Below are 21,454 nucleotides of genomic sequence, written 5' to 3' on the forward strand. Positions count from 1 at the left end.
CTAAGGTTCAAACGGCCTGTCAAGCCAGGCGTTTGCGCTCGTTCGAGGGTGGGATACCCATTGCCTCGCGGTATTTGGCGACTGTCCGGCGCGCGACATTGATGCCCTGTGCCTCAAGATCCTTGGCGATTTTCTCGTCGCTCAAGGGTTTTCTGGCGGATTCTCCCGCAATCAGCTTGCGGATCAGGGCACGAATGGCCGTGGACGAACACTCGCCGCCAGAAGCGGTGTTGACGTGAGAGGAAAAAAAATATTTGAACTCGAACGTGCCTCGCGGTGTGTGCATGTATTTCTGTGTCGTGACCCGTGACACGGTGGATTCATGCAATTCGAGCGCCTCGGCGATGTCGCGCAGCACCATGGGCCGCATTCCCTCATCGCCCTGCTCGAAAAAATCCTGTTGCATTTCCACGATCTTGGAACCCACGCGCAGAACCGTTTCATTGCGGCTGGACAGGCTCTTGATGAACCAGCGAGCCTCCTGCAGATGACTCTTCAGAGTGGTGCTGTCGGCGCTCTGATCGGTACGTCGGATCAGACGCGCATAATCTGCATTCACTCTCAGTTTGGGCGTCGAGTCGGGATTCAGCTCGACATGCCAGCGGCCTTCCAGTTTGCGCACGAAGATGTCAGGGACAACGTACTCCGAAGGCGCCTCTTCAATCAAGCCGCCAGGTCGTGGATTGAGACGGCGGATGAGGTCGAAGGCGCCGGGGATCTCCGCTTCAGACGCCTGCAACTGGCGCGCGAGCGCACTGACGTCCTGCCGGGGCAGATGATCGAAGCCGTCGCGGCAGATGCTGATGGCAAGGCTCCGAAAGGGTGTCTCGGCGGGGAGCTGGCGCAACTGGATCAGCAGACATTCGCGCAGATTGCGGGCGCCGACACCGGGTGGATCAAGCGACTGGACCCGATGCACCAGGGTTTCCACGTCGTCGGGATCGAGATCCGGGTGATCGATGGTCGCCAGCAGTTCGTCGATGTCGATGCGTAGATAACCATCTGCGTCGATGGCGTCGATGATGGCCTGGGCAATCATGAAATCGCGTTCATTCAGACGGCTGAGGTTCAACTGCCAGGCGAGATGATCGTGCAGGGTCTGCGGACGGCTCTGATGGGCGAAGGGATCGAAGTCCGAGCCGTCATCGGCGCTGTGGGCGCTGGTTGGGAGATAGGAGTCGTAAACATCGTCCCAGTGCGTATCAACCGGGAGTTCGTCGGGCATCTCGCTGGATTCGGCGCGGATTTCCTGATCGATATGGCGATCCGGTTCCATCTGCACGCGCTCTGCCTCATCGATCTGCGGGCCACGGATGTCGTCGGCCTCGCCGGCCTGGAAACGGTCAGCCTCATCCCCTTCCTCCAGCATCAGATTGGTGTCGAGCGCCTCCTGAATCTCCTTCTGGAGTTCGAGCGTGGACAATTGCAGCAGCTTGATCGCCTGCTGCAACTGCGGCGTCATGGTGAGGTGCTGACTGAGGCGAAGCTGGATGGATTGCTTCATCGATCACGCTGAGGTCTTGAGACGATCCGTTTAAGGGGGAAAGCAATAAGGGTGCCTAACGCGATTCTAGCCCATTTCAAACCGTTGTGTTGCGGCATTCGCGCACCCCGCCGGACAGGGCGCTTAGGCCGTTTCCCGAAACCGGAAAGGTCACATCGAAAAATCGGCCCCCAGATAGACCTCGCGCACCTGCCGGTCGGCGAGCAGGTCGGCCGGTGCGCCAGCGGCGATCACGTTCCCGGCGCTGATGATATAACCCCGGTCGCAGATGTCGAGCGTTTCGCGGACGTTATGGTCAGTGATGAGCACGCCGATCCGACGGTCGCGCAGATGCGAGACGATGGCCTTGATATCGCCGACCGCGATGGGGTCAACCCCGGCGAATGGCTCATCAAGCAGCATCACCACCGGATCCACTGCCAGCGCGCGGGCGATCTCCAGACGTCGCCGTTCGCCGCCCGAGAGACTGAGCGCCAGCGACTCGCTGACATGGGCGATGCCCAGCTCCTCCAGCAGCCGCGCACAGCGCTGTTCACGCTCGGGTCGCTTGAGATCGCGGCGCGTTTCCAGGATCGCCAGGATGTTCTCGCGCGCGGTGAGCTTGCGGAAGACCGAGGGTTCCTGCGCCAGATAACTGAGTCCGGCGCGGGCGCGGGCATGCATGGGCAGACGGGTGATGTCCTGATCGTTGAGCAGGATGCGGCCCTCATCCGCCGCGATCAGGCCGACGATCAGATAGAAACAGGTGGTCTTGCCCGCGCCATTGGGGCCGAGCAGACCGACCACTTCGCCGGGTTCGACCGTGACGCTGACATCCCGCAGCACCTGACGGCTGCGATAGTTTTTCTTGAGCTGCTCGGCGCGCAGTGCGGTCATGGCGTGTCCGGGGTGATGGTGATCCTGACCCGGCCCGATCCGCCAGCGCGAAACTGCGCGTGCGCGCGATCATAGACGATGCGTTCGCTGCTGAGACGGTCGGTGCCCTGATTCAGCCGGGCCTCGCCGATCAGGGTCAATTCATCGCGGTCGGCGTCATATTCCATGCGTTTGGCGAACGCCTCGACCTCGCCCTCGTCATTGTCCAGAAGCTGTTTGTAGTGAGCGGGCGCGCCGAGGGCAATGATGAGCCGGGGCTGGCGGTCTTCGCGATGGTAGACCGTGACATGGTCAGCGAGGAGCCGCATGCTGCCCTGATCGACCTGAACATGACCGACATAGACGCTGGTGCTGTCGCCCTCGCGCACCTCGACCTCGTCGGCCTCGATCTGGATGGGCTGACTGGCGTCCTCCTTGAGCGCCCACACCGGAAGCGAGACCAGGACCAGCAGGATGCCTGCCAGTCGCCACAGGTCACAGCATGGGCCAGCAGCGGAAGCCGGGGGTGACGTTGCAGAGCGGTTCATGGTTTGGTCTCCGGTTCAGGCGCAAAGCGAATCTGGGTGCGCCCCTGAAAGGTGGCGCGCATCGGCTCGGCATACCAGAGCCGCATGCCCTTGGCGGTGAGGACGTCGCCGTCGCTGCGGATACGCACCGGCAGATCGGTCTCGGCGAGCGCCTGGGTCCGCCAGACATCGAGTCGTTCGGTTTCCAGATGGGTGGCGCGGGTTTGTCGGTCGCCCTGGCGGTCGAGCCGGACATCGCCGCTGAGACGGATCTGCTCGCCGCCAGCCAGCACGATTCCCTGTTCCGAGCGGGCATTCCAGGGTGGACCGTCCGGCTGGAACAGCGTCAGACGCGGCTGGCTGAGTTCGGAGACACCCTCAGCGACATAATGCCGTAATTCGTCCGCCACCAGACGCCGGCTCGGTTTGCCGTTCGCATCGGTTTCCAGGGCGGTAAAGTTCAGGGCCACATAATCTGGCAGACGGGCGCGCTGACCTGCCGGGGCAACCTCATCGGGATGTATCTGGATCTGCCACCAGGCCAGCGCACCGGAGAGGGTGAAACCGATCCCCAGCAGCCATTGCCGGCGCGATGGCAGCCAACTCAGAGGCGGGTTCATCGATAGGGCGCCAGAATGCGCTCCAGATTGCCCTGCGCATCCAGAATGAACTCGCACACCTCGCGCGCCGCGCCGCGTCCGCCATTGGTCTGGGTGCACCAATGGGCCTGCTGCCGGACCAGCGGATGGGCATCGCCGACGGCGACCGCCAGACCGGCCCGGCGCATGACCGGCAGATCCACCACATCATCGCCGACATAGCCGATCTGTTCATCGGCGAGCCCCAGACGCTGGCGGAGATCCTCATAGGCCGGGAGTTTCTCTTTGCAACCCTGATAGATGTGTGCCACGCCGAGGCTCTCCATCCGGTTCTGCACCACCCGTGAGGAGCGCCCAGTGATAACCGCCAGCCGCACACCGCTCTCGCGCAGCATGACCATGCCCTGACCGTCGCGCGAGTTGAACACCTTGTATTCCTGCCCGCCGTCGCCGAGATACAGGCTGCCGTCGGTTAGGACGCCATCGACATCGAAGATCAGCAACTGGATACGGGCGGCGCGTGCGCGAAGGTCTGGCATGGAGTCGTGATCCTCTGGCGGTTCTGTTCAGCGCAGCAATGCGTTGAATAGACAGGATTAACAGTATTTCGCAGGATTGACAGGATTTTTCAAATCATTGTTTTTAATCCCGTTAAACCGCGCCCGGCGCGGTATGTGATCGTTGAGGATTGAGTCGGCCTTGGCAGAATCGACGACCGTTCGAGCGGGCGTGGCTTAAAATATTAAAAAATATAAAGTTTTAAACCGCGTCTCCACTGATGTCGATGACATCTCCAAAGCCAAACACAAACTGAAAATGACGCCTATCGCGCTGGACGCGGTTTAATCCTGTCTATTTTCCTGCTCACACCACACCCGCACGCAGCAGGTCGTGCATGTTGAGCGCACCGATCGGGCGGCGGTCGGCATCCAGCACCAGCAGCCCGTTGATCGACTTCGATTCCATCAGATGCAGTGCCTCCGCAGCGAGGGCGTCGGCGGCGACGGTCAGACAGGTCCGCGTCATCACCTCTTCGATGACTGTGAGATGAACGGCGATGCCGCGATCCAGCGCCCGGCGCAGGTCGCCGTCGGTGAAGATCCCGGCCAGCATGCCATCGGCATCGACCACTGCCGTCATGCCAAGCCCTTTGCGTGACATCTCGTCCAGGGTCGCCAGCAGGCCGGTGCCGAGCGTCACCCTGGGCAACCGCTCGCCGCGATGCATGATGTCGCCGACATGCAGCAGGAGCCGGCGCCCCAGACTGCCGGCAGGATGCGAACGCGCAAAATCCTCGGCGGTGAAGCCCCGGCTTTCGAGCAGCGCGATCGCCAGCGCATCGCCCATGACGAGCGCCGCCGTCGTGCTCGATGTGGGCGCGAGCCCCAGCGGACAGGCCTCGCTCGCCACGCTGATGTCCAGACTCACATCGGCCTCGCGATCAAGCGTTGAACCGCGTCTGCCGGTCATGCTGATCATGGGCACCCCGAGCCGCTTGAGGATCGGCAGGATGGTCAGCAGTTCGGCGGTCTCGCCTGAATTGGAGATCGCCAGCACCACATCTTTCGGCGTAATCATGCCGAGATCGCCGTGGCTGGCCTCGCCGGGATGGACGAAGAAGGCCGGGCTGCCGGTGCTGGCCAGGGTCGCCGCGATCTTGCCGCCGATATGCCCGGATTTGCCCATTCCCAGCACCACGATCCGCCCCTCGCAGGCCAGCATATAGCGACAGGCGGTGACGAAGGCGTCATCGATCCGTCCGACCAGCGCGGTCACAGCGGCGGCTTCGGTTTCGATCACCGCGCGCCCGAGCGCCTGAATCCGGTCTGCCTCACCGCTCGCGAGAGCGGCCTGTCGCGCGCCGAGTTGCCGTCTTGCTGTCATGCCTGTCGTGGATCCTGTTGTGTCCTGATCGCTGGGAGAAGTTTGCGGGAAGACGCCGGAAATTGGAATCGACCGCTGTGCCGGGAAACCAGGCGGAAACTCCCGCGCTACAACTGCCGCAGCTCGAACAACAGCCCATCGGCCTCGCGCCGGGCGGATTCCTCGCTCATCTCCCGCGCCCAGACCGCCAGCAGATCGCGCAGACGCCCGCCGTCCTCTGCGCCACAGGTCGCGAGAGACTGGCGCGCCGCCGGCAGCCCGCCGCGCCGATACGCCAGCAGCAGTCCGTGCAGACGGTCCCAGTCGGTCTGTGGCGCTTCCAGGCGGCGCGGATCGCGCTCTTCGGGTCGCGTCAGGCGCAGTCTGGCGCCCTTGCGGGCCAGTGGGGCGGCGAATCCCTGCTCCTCCGCTCGGGCATTGCGGGTGCGGCGACCGCTGGTTTCCTGGTTGACGCCAATGAATCGCTGCCCCGGTTCGATGCGGTAGCCGCCGGGCTTGCTTTCCAGACGAACTGTCATGGATTTTGACAGGCTCAACACCTCGTCATAGGGGATGTCGGCCAGTCCATAAATCCCATAGAGCGTCAGGGCCATGGCGGTCTCGGGGTCGAGATCGTCGATCTTCAGCCGTCCTTCGGTGATGCGCTGGATCTGGCTCTCCGCGACCACACGGCTGGCCTCGTTCATCGCCCGCAGCGGCGAGACCGGTTCGTCGCCGTCCATGACGGGCCAGTGTTGGGACAGCACATGCAGCGCCCGTCCGTAAGCGGCGACCATCTCATCGACCACGCTGAGTTTGAGCGGGGCGAACTCGCGCAGACCATGGATCACGGCGGCGCGGATCCGGTGCTGGACGCCCTGACCGCCGAGACCGGTCCAGGAGGCGGGATCCTTCGTCTCCAATGGACGCTTGCGGCAGGCGATAAAAATCGAACTGGCGGCGGCAGCCAGGTCCTTCTGGTGCATGGAATTGGCGCCTTCCGACTCGACCGGGAAGGAAGCGGTGATCTGCCAGCCTGACTCGATCAGCGACCGGGTCAGGGTCTCCCAGGCCTCCTGCGTCTTGTGGGTGAACATCAGGGTCAGGATGCCGTCGTCGCGCAACACCCGTCGGCATTCGCGGAAGATTTCGGCCATCAGACGTTCGTATTCAGCGGCGGCGGCCCTGGCGCTCGGGTGACGCGCCCGGTTGGCGACCGCTTCGGACTGCTTGTCGGTCAGACGCCGACCGAAGAGATCGGGATAGAGATCGCGCAGGGTGCGCCGCTGCCAGACATAGAAGAAATCCGACAGCTCGGCGTACTGCACATTGTTGTAATAGGGCGGGTCCATGCAGACCAGATCGACCGTCCCATCGGCGACCTCGGGCAGATGGGCCGCCGTACCCTGGCGGATGGTCAGCGGCGGCTGACCGCCAGTGGCGGCATGGAGCGGCGCGACCAGTTCGGCGATCCCCTGATAGGCATCCACCACCTGTGACAGCCCCCAGGCCGCACCCGAGCTGGGTCCGGTGAAGATCATCTCGCCGAAGGTCCATTGGATGGCAAAGTTGTGGCGGCTGAAGGTGCCCTTGACCACGCCACGGGTGAATTCCCAGCGTGTGTGTTTGCTGTTGTAATCCAGACCCTTGTCGATGCCAAACTGAAGATAGGTCACGACTGCGCGTCCGCGCTCCGCGCCCAGCCCGGCCAGAATCGCCGGTTTGAGCTGGTTCAGCCCGTTGATCAGAAGCAGATGGCCGAGCAACTGGCGTGGGGTGAACATGTCACACCAGCGCCGCTCGCCATATACCCGATGACCCCGGTCATAGTTCGAGATGCGATCAAAGCCTTCCGTGGGAATCAAACCCGTTGCCTCCCAGTCATCCCAATTTGCCGCCAACCGTGCCCGCGCTGACTCCAGTGCCGCGAGATCGCGCTCATTCGGCGCGCGGAAAAAGCGGACTTTTTCAGTCTTGATCTGACCGGCCTGTGCCCCGCTGCGGTAACGCAGCGGCTGACCGTGACGGTCGAGTCGGGGCTGAAGCCGCTCGGCGACGATGGCATACAGACGGTCGGTCCAGGCGCCATGCGGCGATTCGCCGCGCGCCTGACGTTTGATCTCGTCGCCGTCGATGGCCTGGCGACAGTGTGGACAGGCGCCGACGCCTCGGTTGACGAAGGCCGCCTGCGGATCCTCGCCGTCCGGCCCCCGACCCTGCTGGATGCGATAGGTCTCGAACGAGACGCGAGCGCCGCTGGCGCGGCCATCGGCAATCACGCGCACGCCCCAGGGATTGGCGGCATCCTTCGACAGCCAGCAGGTATTCAGCAGCGGCGCCTCGCCGCCGCAGTGAGGACAGATGACCTGACGGACATAGAGCAGCGCCCGGTGATCGTGTTCCGGGACATCGAATTGCGGCAGCAGATCCGGGCAATGCCGCAGATGTTCGCGCAGCCGCACCCGCTCGGATTCAGGGAGCGGCGAGAAGGGCGCAAGCCCCGCCATGCCGTCCTCGACCTGATCGAGCAGCTTCCGGCCCCAGCGCCGAATGTCATCCGCCAGATCCGGCCCGAAGCGTGCGGGATAGTCCAGGGTGGCGTAGAGAATGGTCGCGGCGACCGGGTTGAGCTCGTTGGACACCACGGTATGACCGAGCCGCAGCGCCTCGAATGGAATCGAACCGCCCCCCGAGGTGGGATCGAGCACGGTCAATCCTGTCGGTTGAGGGCGTGTCGGCGTGGTGAAGGCGCGTCCGTAGCCGTAAAGATCTTCCGCATCCCATTTGAGCGCCTGACCGAGCGCCTGTCTGACCGCCGGGAGTCTGGCGAAGGCGAGACGTTCGTTGACCTGGGCCGGATTCCCCATTGCCCGCCGCACCGCCAGCCGTTCGCCGCGCTCGGGCAGCGGTTCCGGCAACGCCTGCGACTCATCCGCCCAGCACGCGAGCAGCGGATCCTTCGCCAGCGCCGGATCGCGTTCGCGTATCCGCTCGATCAGGGCACGATTCGTCGTCCGCCGCACCTGCTCCTCGCGCAGCGCCTTGAGGATTCGGTCATCGACTGCCAGCGCTTCGCTCTCGTCGGCGCATACCACCCGTCCCGACAGATCACCGGTCAGGGTCCAGGGTGCGCCGTTCACCAGCGCCTGCATCCGCTCGATGCCAAGCTGGCGCACGAACCGTTCGGGATCCGTGTCGGCTGGCGCCAGCGATGCGAGGATCGCCGCCCGACTCGGCGTCAGCGGCCGGCGCGCCCACCAGACGTGCAGGAAATACAGCGGCGGCAGCGCCGAACTGGCGCCGCGCTCCCGCTGCGTTTCCGCCCCGACCTGATGACAGGGAAAGCCGTGCTCGATGAGGCGCCGGTCGTTGAGTGGATCGAATGGATCCTGCCCCATGGCTGCATGCTCCTGGGATCAAAAACAGTCTTCATTTCTGAAAATACGTCACGCCGGGCAGTCCTTCGAAGTGGTTGTCGGCGGTGACCAGATCGACCTGGTGTTTTCGGGCGCTGGCGTAGATCACGGCATCGGCAAAGGCGAGCTTGTGCAACAGCGCCAGATCGGCGGCCATGAGCGCAATCTCGGTGCTCAAGGGAACAATCAGACTGCTCTCGGCAAGGGCGATGGTGTCGTGCGCCGTCGTTTCGTCGGATTCGCGTTTGACCCACCTGTACAACTCGTATTGCACCGTGGTTGGTACGAGCAACTCCGATGGATCCTTCATGTACGGCGCAAAGCGATCCGCCAGCGCGCCGTCCGTGAGCCACTCGATCCAGCCGCAGGTATCGACGAGGATCATCGATCACGTTCCAGGCGGTCTGTCCGGTCTCGATAGTCGCTCGTATCGGCGCCTCTCAAGATCCCGCGCATCTCATCCAAAGGACGAATGGGAGCCAGCACGATGGTGTCGCCTTTGGGGATGACGGCAAATTTCTGACCAGCCTGAAGATGCATGTCCTCGCGGATCGCTTTGGGGATAGAGAGTTGAAACTTGCTGGAGAGTGTAACGGACGCCATCGCCTGACTCCTTGCGTATTGTTGATCGATTAGGGTTCCGTAAAATATCGCATCTGGTGGCTTGGCGCCAAGGCGGCTCTCCGGGATCATGGGTCCGCCTTGAGTGAAATTGGCTTGGTCGCGTCCTGCATCCCGCACCCTGACGACTGGCCGCAAGACAGTCACCTTGCGTTGCGTTCAACCAAGTCTACGACCGCAACCGCTCCAGCATCCGTCCCACCCCCGCATCCTGCGCCTGCCCGCCGAGCATGAGGCGCATCCCCGCGATCGCCCAGCGCCGGGCGTCGGGGCTGAAACCGGTGATGCGCGAAAGCCAGTAGGCGGCTTCCTCGCGGGTGAAACGCTCGATACGCCGCGCCATCAGCTCGACCCGGTCCAGATCGGCGACCCGCTCCTGGAGCCGGAAGATCAACCCCAGCTTGGCGCCCGACTCTTCGTCCAGCGGCAGGTTGAGACGCAGACGCAGACCCTCCTGGGTCAGATACCGCTGGATCTCCAGCGGGACGCCGGATTCGTCCTGCACGCCCGCCACGATGCTGCGCAGCACCGGCAGACAGCGGCGCAGACTGTCGCCTGCAAGATGGCCGCGCTCGGCCAGCGCGCCCTGGCGGACGGGCGCCTCGCCAGACGGGGTCGGGAGACCGTCGGCTTCCAGATTGGCGTCAGACTGGCGCTCCTTGAGCACCAGGACCGGAATCGGCGCACCCTGCCATTCGGTGATGCGCAGCACGAAGGGCGCTTTGCGCCAGTGTGGCTCCAGATAGCGGCGGTGATGCTCGGTCAGGTTCAGGATTGTCCGGGGGGCCACGAAGCTGTCAGTCCTGTTCGAGCGCTTTGACCAGCGGGCACTCGTCCCGTGGGCCGGTGATGCGGAGGTGCGCTTGGGCCAGGGGTTGACTGGCCGGGGTGACGAGCCCTGAGAGCACTTCCAGCAGCTCACCAAGCCGCTTCATATCCGCTGGCGGACAATCCTGCAACAGCAGGCGCAGACGCCCCCCGCCGGGGAGTCTCAGGTCCGTCAGGTCGAGCACGTCCAGCGTCGAACTGGCGCCGCGTTCGTAGAATCCACCCAGGCGTCCGAGCAGCGGCAGCAGCCGCGCGGCGGCCTCCCGGCCCTGCAGCTCCAAGTGTCGGGGCGCGCTCTGGATCCAGCCGCGACGCGACGCCTCGGCGGGCGAGAGGATGACATCTGTCTTGCCCACCGCGTACAGGATGGCGGTCGCGCCATGCATGAGGTCGTCCGGTGCCTCGTCCTGCTCCGGACTGCCGCTGTAGGCCAGCGCCTGCTCGTCGTGGATGACCTGCTCGATGGCGATCAGGATGTCCGATTCGGCAATCTCGCCGTGGGCATCGACCACCTGATCGATGATCTGCGCGACATAGGCGGCCGGCTGTCTCTGAATGGCTTCGGCCACCCAGCTTTCGACCAGCGCCGGATCCGGGTTGGTCGGGCCGCCGAGCCAGCCGCGCTGTCTGGCGCCTGAGGGCGTCACGATGGCCCAGCCCGGCGTGCGCAGATCCAGCTCGGGCGGCAGGGCCTCGGTATCGCGGCTGTCAATGACATCGGGCCGGGTGTGGTGTTCGTCCGCGAACTGGAACAGACACCAGGCGCCGCGCGCCACGCCTTCGCGGATGATCTGGTCGAAAACCGTCCGCGCCTCCAGCATGGGCCAGCGGCGGTCGATGGCGAAACCGGCGCGCAGTTGTTCACAGGTCGGGGTCTGACCGAGGCTGAAAAACAGTCTGCCCAGCAGATTGATGCATTCCTGGGTGCGGGCGCGCTCGGCGGTGATGAGCTCGCCGTCCTCGTACAGCACGCGATGAATCTCGGCGATGACGGCGGCGCCGCTCTCGCCACCGGCGGTGTGGATCGCTTTGCGCACGATCTGCCCGGAAGCGGATGGATACCAGAGCCCGTCGTAGTGCTGGGTGATGACGGTTTGCAGGGCCAGATCGCGCTCTCTGGTCTTGCGCTCGAATTCCTCTTCGTCAAGCTGTTTGGGCCTGATGCCATGATGATCGGGCGCCGCCAGGAGCAGATTGCGGGCGATCACGTCACGGGCGAGATTTTCCAGCCGCCGCCGGGCCTCCCGATTGCTGATGACCCGCTCATCGCTCCAGATCTCGCCCTGGACGCGAACCGTGCGCGGCACCAGCAGCATGACCAGATTCTGCTCGATGCGCGGTCGGTTGGTGCCGACAGTGGTGACGAAGGCGTCAACATCGATCTGATCGGCGCCGAGGGCGACGAGTCCCAGCGTCGGGCGCCCGGTCCTGTCCTTGATGTGCTCGGGCAGCGTCACATCCTGGGCAACCTGAAAGGTGGTGTCCGGGCGGACGATCTTGCGTGCGGCGACATCCAGAAAATCGGCCACCTGGGTCTTGTCGAGACGGCTGCGGATCGCCGCCAGGGCGCGGTTGATGCTGGCGTCGAGACTGGCGTAATAGCGCCCGAACGCTTTGCTGTAACGCAGATAGAAGGCGCCACGGTCGCTGTCCTCAATGGTCTTCAGCGCCGCCTCGACCTGTGAGGGCGCGAGACCCGGAAAGCTGATCTCCAGCAGCGCATCGCGCAGATTGATGCCGAAGAGCGGTGTGCCGAGTCCCTCGTGACGACCGACCAGGCTGTGCAGAAACACCGTCTTCCAGGCGTATTCGTGGAATGGATGGCCCTCCGGATGCGGATGACGGCGATCCGCCAGCCCGGCACGGCTGGTCCCGCCGGTCAGCGTGCCGGTATCCACACCGCCGATGTCGGTATTGAGGATCGGCAGCAGCTCGCCGCCGCCGGTGCGACCGATCAGCTCATTGACGATCCGCGCATCGCGCAGATTGAGGTGACAGGTCTGGATCATGGGCACCGCCTGGCCCTTCTCCCACAGACTGCGCACCGCCAGCGCCAGCACCCGCAGCACACCGCGCGTGCCCTGGAAGTTGGCGAGGGTCGCCATCTTCTGATTCAGGAACTCGACGAAGGTGGGGTGGAAGGGATAGAGATCGCGCATCGTCGCCCGGTAGTCCTCGCGGCTTGCCCGATCCGGCAGCAGGTCGGCGGTCTTCCGATAGAGATTCCAGTAGGCATCGACGGTTTCCGCGCCAGCCGTCCGATCGACGCTGAGGAACAGACGCCGGGTCAGCACGCGGCTGATCTCGTTGGCCTGGACGGGAACCACGCCGGTGGCGTCGCGCGAGACGACACTGAGCACCCCCGCCTGGGCGGTCTGCGCCATGGCGGCGGCCTCTTCCTGAGTCACGGCCTCGCCGCGAATGGCGCTCAGGAGTCCGGCGAGCGTTTCGGTCTGGGTGGCGAAGGCGTCGGTCTGGCTCGCCAGTGTCACCACCACGACCATGTTGGAATGGGTGCGGGCGTAACCGGCAAGCGCCATCAGAAACGCGGCCAGTTGATCCGCGCCCTGTGCATGGGCGGCAGCCAGCCGCGCCGCATACTGCGCCAGCTCGTCGAGCAGCAGCAGCACCTTGCGGTCGGCAAACACCCGGTCCAGAAACGCCTTGCCCGGCGCCGCGCGCGAGTTGGCGTCGGTCTCGACCTGACGATACAGCGCCTCGCCACCGATCTGCAGGGCGATCTCGCCCCACAGCGTATAGGGCGTCAGCGTCTCGCCCTGCGGCGGATGAACCGGGATCTCGTCGCCCGCGATTCCGACCACCTGCACCGTCCCCGGTTCATGCAGGGTTTCAGGATCGACCATCTGCGTATCGAGACAGTCGCGGGCGACCTCGGCAATGTAGGCGCCGAAGAATCCCAGATGGATCAAGGCGATCAGGGCGTGTGTCTTGCCGCCGCCGAAAGCCGTTTCAAGCCGGTAGATGGCCGGCACGCCGTTGTCGCCGCCAAGACGCGCCAGCACCTCGGACAACAGCATCCGCAGACCGTCCGTGGGAAAGGTCGCCTCACTGAAGAACCGCTCCGCATCCGTGTAGAGACTGCTCACCTGGCCGGCTCCTCCCCGATAATGGGTCATGACCTGAGAGAGGCTGGCGGTGAAGATCTCGGGGTTGAAGGCACCGGTGAGCAGATCCGGACGGGGGATGCAGGTCTCAAGAATCGACTTCATCGAAAGTTTCCTTTTCGATTTGGTGTGGATGCGAACAGGGTTGCGGCCTGGACCCGGCCTTTCTCTTCGCAAGCCAGTCCATCAATGCGTCGCCAATGAAAACGCCTCAACGGAAAACGACCGTCAAGGCGTTGAATGGGGCTCGACTGGCGCTGATGCGGAGGGTTTGCAGACCTCGTCCGCAACGCCCGGGCGTTCAGGGAGGTCAGGCGCCGGTGGGCAGGAGTTTAACCGAACCCTGGTTAAATTGCGCCTGCACTCGTTCCATGCGGCGTGCGCTGAAAGACATCCATCACTTGCCGAAACCTTGACAGCCTTCAGGCGATGTCAGCAATCTTGAATGCCACTGAATCTGAAAAAACTGAAACATGATGTCTGCTCGCAATGAGACCTTGAAACAATGGCTGGCGGCGCAACTGGACGGCGAGCCGTTCACGCTCGCCCCCGCCTCGTCAGACGCCAGCTTTCGTCGCTACTGGCGGGTGACCCATGCCAGCGGCACCCTGATCGCCATGGACGCCCCGCCGGCGGTCGAGGACTGCGGGCGCTATGCCGATCTCGCACGGCGTTTTCGCGCCATCGGGCTCAATACGCCGGAGATCCATGCAGAGGACCGCGAGCAGGGTTTTCTGCTGATCTCGGATCTGGGTGATCGTGTCTATCTGAGCCAGCTCAATGACCAGACCGCAGACGACCTGTATGCCGATGCGCTGGAGGCGCTGGCGATCATTCAGTCGCGCGGCCCGCTGGACGGTCTGCCGCTTTACGATGCCGATTTTCTGCGGCGTGAGCTGGGACTGTTCCGCGAATGGTTTCTGGAGGCGCATCTGGGCCTGCGGCTCGACGCGGATGAACGGGCAATGCTCGACCATGTCGATGATGTCCTGATCGCCAGCGCCCTGGAACAGCCGCAGGTCTGCGTGCATCGCGATTTTCACTCACGCAATCTGATGCTGACCGCGACCGCAAACCCCGGCGTGCTGGATTTCCAGGACGCCGTGGTGGGGCCGCTGACCTATGATCTGGTGTCGCTCCTGCGCGACTGTTACATCGTCTGGCCGGCGGCGCGGGTCAGGGACTGGGCGCTGGGCTACCGCCAGCGCGCCCGTCAGTCCGGTCTTCTGGCGGAAGAGGATGCCGGGCGTTTTCTGCGCTGGTTCGATCTCATGGGGCTACAGCGGCATCTCAAGGTCTGCGGCATCTTTGCCCGTCTGAATCTGCGCGACGGCAAGCCCCATTATCTGGACGATCTCCCGCTGACGCTCGATTATGTGCGCGACGTGGCGGGGCGTTACGCCGAACTGGATGGCCTGTCGCGGTTGCTGGCCGAGCGGGTCATGCCGCAGATGGGTGCCAGCACCTGATCATTTGCCCTTGGCTGGCGGGGGCGGTGGGTCGAACAGATCGGCGAGTCCTTCGAGTTCCTCCTGCGCGATCTCTTCCTCGGTGCGTGGCGGCGTGCTCCAGGCCGCTTCGACGGGGTCGTCTGGCTGGCTCGCTTCGGCCTTGCCCGGTGCCGGAGTGGCAGGCTTCGGAGCGGGTTCGTCGTCCGCTTCGATGTCATATTGCAGCGTCTCACCGAACACATCATCCAGATTGTCGGCGGACGGCGACGCAGGCGGTTCATCCTGTCCCTCAGGCTCGTCCTGAGCATCGTCGAATAACAGCGCATCCAGATCCGCCGTGGACTTGCTGGCAGGCTCGGCCTTAATCTCGGGTTCAGGCTCGCTGACATCTGGACGGGCATCCGGCCTGTTTTGATCCAGTTCCAGCGTCTCTTCCTCCAGCGTCTCTTCCTCGAAGACGATATCTGCCGCGATCACATCCTCTGCTGGTGCCGACGGCGGACTGGCTGGCGTCTCGGGCGGCGCCTGCGCTTTGTCGAAGGCGGCCATGTATTCGTCCATCAACTGTTCGAGCGTCCGTTTCGTGTGTTCCAGCTCGGTGGCGAGTTGGGTCTTCTCGTGCTCAAGACTGCCGATCTGGCTGCCGATCTCGTCGGCAGGCACCATCCCGCTCGGCGTCAGGCCCGCCCAGGGGGTCAGAACCTTGGTCAGTTCAGCCGGCAGATTCTTCAGCTTCTCGCCGTCGCGTTGCAGATAGAGACTCAGCATGGCGCTGTAAAACGCCTGTTCGCGCTCGACATACGCATCGACCCTGGACTCCAGTTCCGCGCCTTCCAGACCGTAGGTCGATTGAAACAGGGTGGAGAGCGCATCGCGTCGCGAGACCTCGTTGTTCGCCAGTTCTTTGATCGCCGCATCGGCATGGGCGTGATCCGTCTGGAGCGATTGACGCTGCCGACGCAGCAGCACAAAGAGAATGGCCCAGGCCGCGAGGGCGAATTCAACCGTCAGGATCAGTCCGGCAATTTCGAGTGTGCTCATGTCCGCTTCGCCTTTGCTTACTTCGTCGCTGGCCGCTTGAGCAGCCACCAGGTCGGACCCAGCAGCAGGGCCAGGATGGCATTGCCACCGAGCAGATAGAGGCCGAGCGTGATCCAGGAGAGTCCGGTGCTGGCGGGTTCAGGTTCCGGCTCGGCGTGCGGGACGACGAAGTCGAAGATGACCTGTCCGGGGGCGGGCTCGAAACCGATGGATTCGCCAGTCAGGGTCCGTGCCGTCATGCGTCCCTTGATGCGGTATTCACCCGGTTTTGCGACTGGCAGCCGGAGAACCGGCGGGGTGTCGGTCATGGCCGGCAGATCGACCACGGTTTTGTATCCCTCCGGCCCTTCTACCAGCAGATAACCGAACAGGGTCTTGGGATCGATCAGGTCGGGTTCGGTGCCCAGGGTCAGGATCAGCGATGCCGTGGGCGCGGTGTCCGTCGGAGGCTCCTGGTCATAGCGGATGGTCACGGGCGGGCCGGCGATCTTGAAGCGTTTCATCGTCTGACGCTTGAAGGTGCCGCCATCAATGGTGACTTGCAGTTGATAGATGCCCGGCGCCAGCGTCTGCGTTTCCAGGTCGCCCATGTAGCGTTCGCTGTCCGGGGCCAGCGTCAGCGGCAGGTCGCTCGGCTGGGTGGCGGCGCCCGGTGGGGCTGGCGTGGCGGCGGCTCCGTTCTCGCTGGCGGGTGCCTGTTCCGGGGTCTTGTTGACGACCTCGGTTTGCCCGGCTGCCGGAGCCGGTTCGCCGGCGGCGATGTCCGTCAGGCCGGCTTTGGCGGTCAGCAGCTCCAGCAGATCGCGTCGGGTCAGGGGCTGCTGATGGTCGGTCAGCCAGGTCTCGATACGCAGGGTGTCGCCAGCGCGCAGCGAATTCGGCAGCGGGCCAAGCCCGACCCCCATGTCCGTCACCACGGCCACGCGATTATCGGGATCCGAGATGCCCTTGAGCCGCCAGCGACCCGGCTTGGGGTTGGGCAGCGTGACCAGATCGTAGCCGGCCTCGGCACGCCAGACGCCGCCTTCAGGCAGGCGCGTGGCGGAGATGGTTTCACCGCCGGGAGCCACCAGTTTGGTCGGCTCGGTCTGGCCCTCCTCACGGAAGGCCAGCAGGGTGAACTCGGACACCTGATCGTCGATCTCGAAACGGTTGCCCTCCAGCGGGACCGTCGTCGGCGCGGCGGTCTGTTCCAGCATGCGCAGAAAGACCCGTTGCAGCTCGTCCGCATCCTTGGCGGATTCCATCCAGCCGCCGGTTTCCTTCGCCAGCAGACGCATGAGCTGGGTATCGACCTGATCCGAGAGCGCGATGCCGTGCACCTTGATCTTGGCGGCCTTGAGGCGTTCCAACTGTTCGCCGAGGATACGTGCGCGGGAGGCGACGCTTTTATCCGCCTCTTTGGCGACATCGACCAGACCATCGGTCAGCACGATGAGATGACGCTCGCGGGTCTCGTCCGGCTTGTCCCAGCCAGCGGTCGCCGCATTGATCGCCTGTTCGATGTCGGTGAACAGACCGCGTGAGTGGATGCGGTCGAGTCGGGCGCGCGTCCGGGTCTTCCATTTGTCGTCGATCCTGCCGGGCGGGGCCAGCACTTCGACCTTTTCGGCAAACAGCCAGATACCGGCCTCGGCGCCGGCTGGCAGCAGCTCGTTCACCAGTCGCAGGGCCGGGACACGCAGATTCTGCGGGTCGGTCTGGCGCATGCTGCCGGAGACATCGATCAGGATGCGGACATCGGGGGTAGCGGCGAACAGCGGGCCGGCAGCCGCCAGCAGTCCGAGCAGCAGGAGCGCAAACAGCGATGGGCGGAGCGGATCAAAACAGGGACGTATCGTCATGGGCGCCAGCCGGTTTGGCAGTAATGAAGTCGTTGCGCGGTGTCAGAAGCGCGGATAGCCGTTCACGGCAGCCACAATTCCAGGCAGCCGCCCGGCAGGACGTGACCATTGCGCAGCCGCAGCCGTCCGGTTCTGCCGGCGGTTCTGTGCAGTTGTGCAATCTGGGAGGCAAAGTAGAGTCCGAGCCGGGTGCGGCTGGGATTCTCCGCCTCCTGCACCGATACCGGGGCATCGGTCAGCCACTGTGGCAGATTGCCCGGAAAGCCGGTGCCATCGTCCTCGACCCGAATCACCAGATAGCCCGCCTCCTCTTCGGCACTGAGCAGAATGTTCGCGCGCGCATAGCGGCGTGCGTTGCCGATGGTGCTTTCGAGCACGCTGCGAACCAGTTCTGTGTCGAAATAGCCGCTCAGTGCCGGGTCGCAGCGATAACTCAGATCGAGATTGAGCGCGCGGCAGACGGACTGCGTGTCGGCGATCACCTCGTCGAAAAAATCCTCCATGTTCTGCTCGGTGACGCGGACCGCAAGCTGTTCGTGACCCAGCCGATAGAGAGTCAGCAGTTGGATCAGATTGCTGTTGGCCCGCTGCGCTTCATGTCGCAGGATCTGCGCCTGACGGGGATCGGCAAGATGATTGTTGGGGTCGTCGATCAGTTCGTCGAGATTGTTGAGGATGACGCCGAGCGAGTTTTTGATATCGTGGATGGACAGTGCAAGGATGTCGGAGAAATCCATGATGACCTTTGTGGCTCAGGTTTGGGGCGTGAGTTTGCGCAGGCGGGACGTGACCTCGGCCAGTCGCCAGTCCTGTGGGGCGAGCGCATGCAGCCGCTCCACATAGCGGCGAACGGCGAGCAGATCCTCGGCGGTCGCCCCCAGCTTTTCCATCTTCATGATGCAGGCCTTGGCGGCGTTGAGATTGATGGTCTTGTTGCCCGGCATCTCTTCGCAGGCTTCGTGCAGCAGTGCGATGGCGGCGTCGAATTCGCCCTCTTTGATCAGGCGCACGCCCCTGTTGTTGGTCGTGACGACACGCTTCTGGATCTCGCGGATCGCGGTTTCGGCATCGTAATCCACTCCGGCTTCGCGGCAGGTCTGCACGATTTCCATGAGGAACTCATCGTCGTCATGGTTGTTGGCGATGGCCTTGTGGAGCAGCCGGGCGGCCTTGTCCTGCTCACCCAGTTGCGCGCAGGTCTTGGCCATCTCCAGGCCGAGTCTGGAGTGAGACGTCTCGCCGAATTCAGCCATCGCCTGTTCCGCCGCACGCAGCGCCTCAGTGGCGCCCGCCATATCGCCCTGGCTCTGTTTGACGATGGCGGTGGCGGTGGCCTTGTAGAAGGCGGTTTCGGGATTGCCGGCAAAGACCTTGCCGATCTCGCCGATGATCTTCAGCGCCTCGCCATGTTTGTTGTTCGCCGACTTGGATTTGGCCAGTCCGGCAAAGAGCGACGGGTGGTTGAGCACTGAATGTCGGGCCAGGTTCACGGCCTGACCGAAAGCGATCTCGGCCTCCGGGCCATGGCTGTTGTTCAGTGCCAGTTCACCCAGCATCTGCTGGCGCTTGAGACCGCGCGGCGAAAGTTTGACCGCCCTGCGCAGCGTGGCCTCGGCCTCGGCGAACTGTTGCAGCGTCGTCTGGCTTCGGGCCAGCCAGTCATAGGCGGCGATCAAATCGCGATCCGTTTCGAGCAGTTCTCTGAACACCTCCTGGGCCTCGGCGTAGCGTTTTTTGCCAAACAGCGATCTGCCCATCCCCAGGCGCGCCCAGACGATCTCGCGTCCGGCAAGCACCTGCTCGCAGATCGCCATGGCGTCGTCGTAGCGATGGGCGGCGAGACAGATCTCCGCCTTGAGCTTGAAAAGCTCCGACAGGTTTTTGGGTGCGGCGGCGATGAGTGCATCCAGCTCCGCAATGGCGGCGCCATAGTCCTTGGCGACCAGTGCCTTATCGACCTTGCTCAGATGGGCCTTGCGCTCGAACAGTTTGTCGAGACGGTTCTTGAGCAGATCCTTGGTGAAGGGCTTGGCCAGATAGCTGTCGGGCGCGTACTCGACCGCGCCCATGACCATGTCGCGCGCGTTCTCCGCCGTGACCATGATGAAGATGCTGTCGACCCCGAGCAGGAGACGGTGCCGGGCCTCCTCCAGCACCTGCTGGCCGTCCTTGCCCGGACCCAGGTTGTAGTCGCACAGCACCACGTCATAGTGCTTGATCTGCATCTGCGTGATGGCGTCGTTGCCGTCACGCGCCTGATCGATCCTGTTGACGCCGAGCGAGCGCAGGATGCTGCGGATGGCCGCGCGCATGTCGGGGAAGTCGTCAATGACCAGATAATTCTTGTCGGCAAATGCTTGCGCCATCTTGCTGCGTCCCGTGCGCCTGGAAAAGTTGCTCTGCCCCGATGGCCGGTGGTGTCGATGCTAACCCTCTGCGTCCTCAATCATCAAGACGATTTGTATCCGAGGCCGCCAGTTCGCGCGCGATGGCGCGGTAGCCGATGTCGCGCCGACAGAAGCCGCCGTCCCAATGGATGCGGTCCACGCGCTGATAGGCCAGTCCTTGCGCCGCCGAGACCGTCTCGCCGAGCGCGGTCACGCAGAGCACACGCCCGCCGCTGGTCAGAATCCGCCCGTTTTCCAGTCGGGTGCCGGCATGGAAGACCCTGGTTTCTCCGCCGGGCGTCTCATCCAGTCCCTCAATGGGGCGGCCTGTCGCATAGTCGTCCGGATAGCCCCCGGCTGCCATGACCACGCCCAGCGCCGGGCGCGGATCCCAGTCGGCATGAATCTCGCCAAGCCGTCCCGCAATCGCGGCCAGACAGAGCGCGACCAGATCCGAGCGCAGACGCAGCAGCAGCGGCTGGGTCTCGGGGTCGCCCAGCCGGCAGTTGAACTCCAGCACCTTCGGCGTGCCGTCCGGGGCGATCATGAGCCCGGCGTAGAGGAAACCGCGATAACGGATGCCCTCGGCGGCCAGTCCGGCGACCGTCGGGCGCATCACCTCGGCCATGATCCGCTCATGGATCGCCGGGGTCACGATGGGGGCCGGCGAATAGGCGCCCATGCCGCCGGTGTTCGGCCCCCGGTCGCCGTCATCGCGTGCCTTGTGGTCCTGCGAGCTGGCGAAGGGCAGGATGTCCATCCCATCGACCATGACGATGAAGCTGGCCTCCTCGCCAGTGAGGAATTCCTCGATCACGACTCGCGCGCCAGCCTGACCGAAGCGGCCCGCACCCAGCATGTCGCGCACCGCCGACTCCGCCGTCGCCAGATCCTCGGCCAGGATGACGCCCTTGCCGGCAGCCAGCCCATCGGCCTTGATGACGATGGGTGCGCCGACCTGACGCAGATAGTCGAGTGCCGGCTCCAGCTCGGTGAAGACGCCATAGGCCGCCGTGGGGATGGCGTGCCGGGCGAGAAAGTCCTTGGCGAACGCCTTGGATCCTTCGAGTTGAGCGGCCTTCTGGCGCGGACCGAAACAGGGCAGACCGGCGGCCTCGAAGGCATCGACGACCCCGGCGACCAGCGGCACCTCGGGGCCGACGATGGTCAGTCCGATGGATTGCTCGGTGGCGAAACGCACCAGCGCCGGGATGTCATCGACAGCGATGGGGACGTTTTCCACGCCCGGTTCGCGTGCGGTTCCGCCATTACCGGGGGCGACGAAGACCTGCTCCGCCAGCGGTGACTGCGTCGCTTTCCACGCCAGTGCGTGCTCGCGCCCGCCGCTGCCAATGATCAGGATCTTCATGGGGATTGCGTTCATGCTCGGGGC

General features: G+C 64.1%; 17 protein-coding genes. 1 reads left to right on the plus strand and 16 read right to left on the minus strand.

Going from position 1 to position 21,454, the window contains the following annotated elements; all coding sequences use genetic code 11:
- Positions 1 to 19: 19 nt before the first annotated feature.
- From EDC35_RS06160 to EDC35_RS06210, 11 genes are all read right to left on the minus strand, one after another.
- Positions 20 to 1,504, minus strand: coding sequence for an RNA polymerase factor sigma-54 (locus EDC35_RS06160; protein ID WP_132976375.1), 1,485 nt, complete (start codon positions 1,502 to 1,504; stop codon positions 20 to 22).
- 150 nt (positions 1,505 to 1,654) lie between these two features.
- A complete protein-coding gene (gene lptB / locus EDC35_RS06165; protein ID WP_132976376.1) occupies positions 1,655 to 2,380 on the minus strand; it encodes an LPS export ABC transporter ATP-binding protein in 726 nt (241 codons plus the stop codon).
- Entirely contained in the window at positions 2,377 to 2,907 is a 531-nt protein-coding gene (gene lptA, locus EDC35_RS06170) for a lipopolysaccharide transport periplasmic protein LptA (RefSeq protein WP_132976377.1), read from the minus strand. Before lptA ends, lptB begins: the two co-directional genes overlap by 4 nt.
- Entirely contained in the window at positions 2,904 to 3,506 is a 603-nt protein-coding gene (gene lptC, locus EDC35_RS06175) for an LPS export ABC transporter periplasmic protein LptC (protein WP_132976378.1), read from the minus strand. The genes lptA and lptC overlap by 4 nt, the downstream gene beginning before the upstream one ends.
- Positions 3,503 to 4,024, minus strand: a complete 522-nt coding sequence (gene kdsC, locus EDC35_RS06180) for a 3-deoxy-manno-octulosonate-8-phosphatase KdsC (RefSeq protein WP_132976379.1) — start codon at positions 4,022 to 4,024, stop codon at positions 3,503 to 3,505. The genes lptC and kdsC overlap by 4 nt, the downstream gene beginning before the upstream one ends.
- Before the next feature lie 325 nt (positions 4,025 to 4,349).
- Entirely contained in the window at positions 4,350 to 5,369 is a 1,020-nt protein-coding gene (locus tag EDC35_RS06185) for a KpsF/GutQ family sugar-phosphate isomerase (RefSeq protein ID WP_132976380.1), read from the minus strand.
- A 107-nt stretch (positions 5,370 to 5,476) separates the two neighbouring features.
- Positions 5,477 to 8,746: a DUF1156 domain-containing protein gene (locus EDC35_RS06190; RefSeq protein ID WP_132976381.1), complete on the minus strand. Its 3,270-nt coding sequence runs from the start codon at positions 8,744 to 8,746 to the stop codon at positions 5,477 to 5,479.
- A gap of 31 nt (positions 8,747 to 8,777) precedes the next feature.
- Entirely contained in the window at positions 8,778 to 9,149 is a 372-nt protein-coding gene (locus tag EDC35_RS06195) for a type II toxin-antitoxin system VapC family toxin (RefSeq protein WP_132976382.1), read from the minus strand.
- Complete coding sequence (locus tag EDC35_RS06200) at positions 9,146 to 9,457, minus strand: AbrB/MazE/SpoVT family DNA-binding domain-containing protein (protein WP_243651479.1); 312 nt, start codon at positions 9,455 to 9,457, stop codon at positions 9,146 to 9,148. Before EDC35_RS06200 ends, EDC35_RS06195 begins: the two co-directional genes overlap by 4 nt.
- A gap of 97 nt (positions 9,458 to 9,554) precedes the next feature.
- Positions 9,555 to 10,175 carry a DUF7680 family protein gene (locus EDC35_RS06205; protein WP_132976383.1) on the minus strand — a complete coding sequence of 207 codons (621 nt, stop codon included), beginning with the start codon at positions 10,173 to 10,175 and terminating at the stop codon, positions 9,555 to 9,557.
- Between the two features lie 7 nt (positions 10,176 to 10,182).
- Entirely contained in the window at positions 10,183 to 13,443 is a 3,261-nt protein-coding gene (locus tag EDC35_RS06210) for an ATP-binding protein (RefSeq protein ID WP_132976384.1), read from the minus strand.
- A 371-nt stretch (positions 13,444 to 13,814) separates the two neighbouring features.
- Here EDC35_RS06210 and EDC35_RS06215 point away from each other — a divergent pair, with 371 nt between their 5' ends.
- Complete coding sequence (locus tag EDC35_RS06215; RefSeq protein ID WP_207896149.1) at positions 13,815 to 14,807, plus strand: aminoglycoside phosphotransferase family protein; 993 nt, start codon at positions 13,815 to 13,817, stop codon at positions 14,805 to 14,807.
- Here EDC35_RS06215 and EDC35_RS06220 read toward each other — a convergent pair whose 3' ends face one another.
- From EDC35_RS06220 to purD, 5 genes are all read right to left on the minus strand, one after another.
- Positions 14,808 to 15,830: a hypothetical protein gene (locus tag EDC35_RS06220; protein WP_132976386.1), complete on the minus strand. Its 1,023-nt coding sequence runs from the start codon at positions 15,828 to 15,830 to the stop codon at positions 14,808 to 14,810.
- 17 nt (positions 15,831 to 15,847) lie between these two features.
- Positions 15,848 to 17,674, minus strand: a complete 1,827-nt coding sequence (locus EDC35_RS06225; protein ID WP_132976387.1) for a VWA domain-containing protein — start codon at positions 17,672 to 17,674, stop codon at positions 15,848 to 15,850.
- 62 nt (positions 17,675 to 17,736) lie between these two features.
- A complete protein-coding gene (locus EDC35_RS06230) occupies positions 17,737 to 18,411 on the minus strand; it encodes a sensor histidine kinase (RefSeq protein WP_132976388.1) in 675 nt (224 codons plus the stop codon).
- Between the two features lie 15 nt (positions 18,412 to 18,426).
- Positions 18,427 to 20,040, minus strand: a complete 1,614-nt coding sequence (locus EDC35_RS06235) for a tetratricopeptide repeat-containing response regulator (RefSeq protein WP_132976389.1) — start codon at positions 20,038 to 20,040, stop codon at positions 18,427 to 18,429.
- 76 nt (positions 20,041 to 20,116) lie between these two features.
- A complete protein-coding gene (gene purD, locus EDC35_RS06240) occupies positions 20,117 to 21,430 on the minus strand; it encodes a phosphoribosylamine--glycine ligase (protein WP_132976741.1) in 1,314 nt (437 codons plus the stop codon).
- Positions 21,431 to 21,454: the final 24 nt, after the last annotated feature.

The sequence above is a fragment of the Thiobaca trueperi genome, from assembly GCF_004342175.1.
GTDB lineage: Bacteria > Pseudomonadota > Gammaproteobacteria > Chromatiales > Chromatiaceae > Thiobaca > Thiobaca trueperi.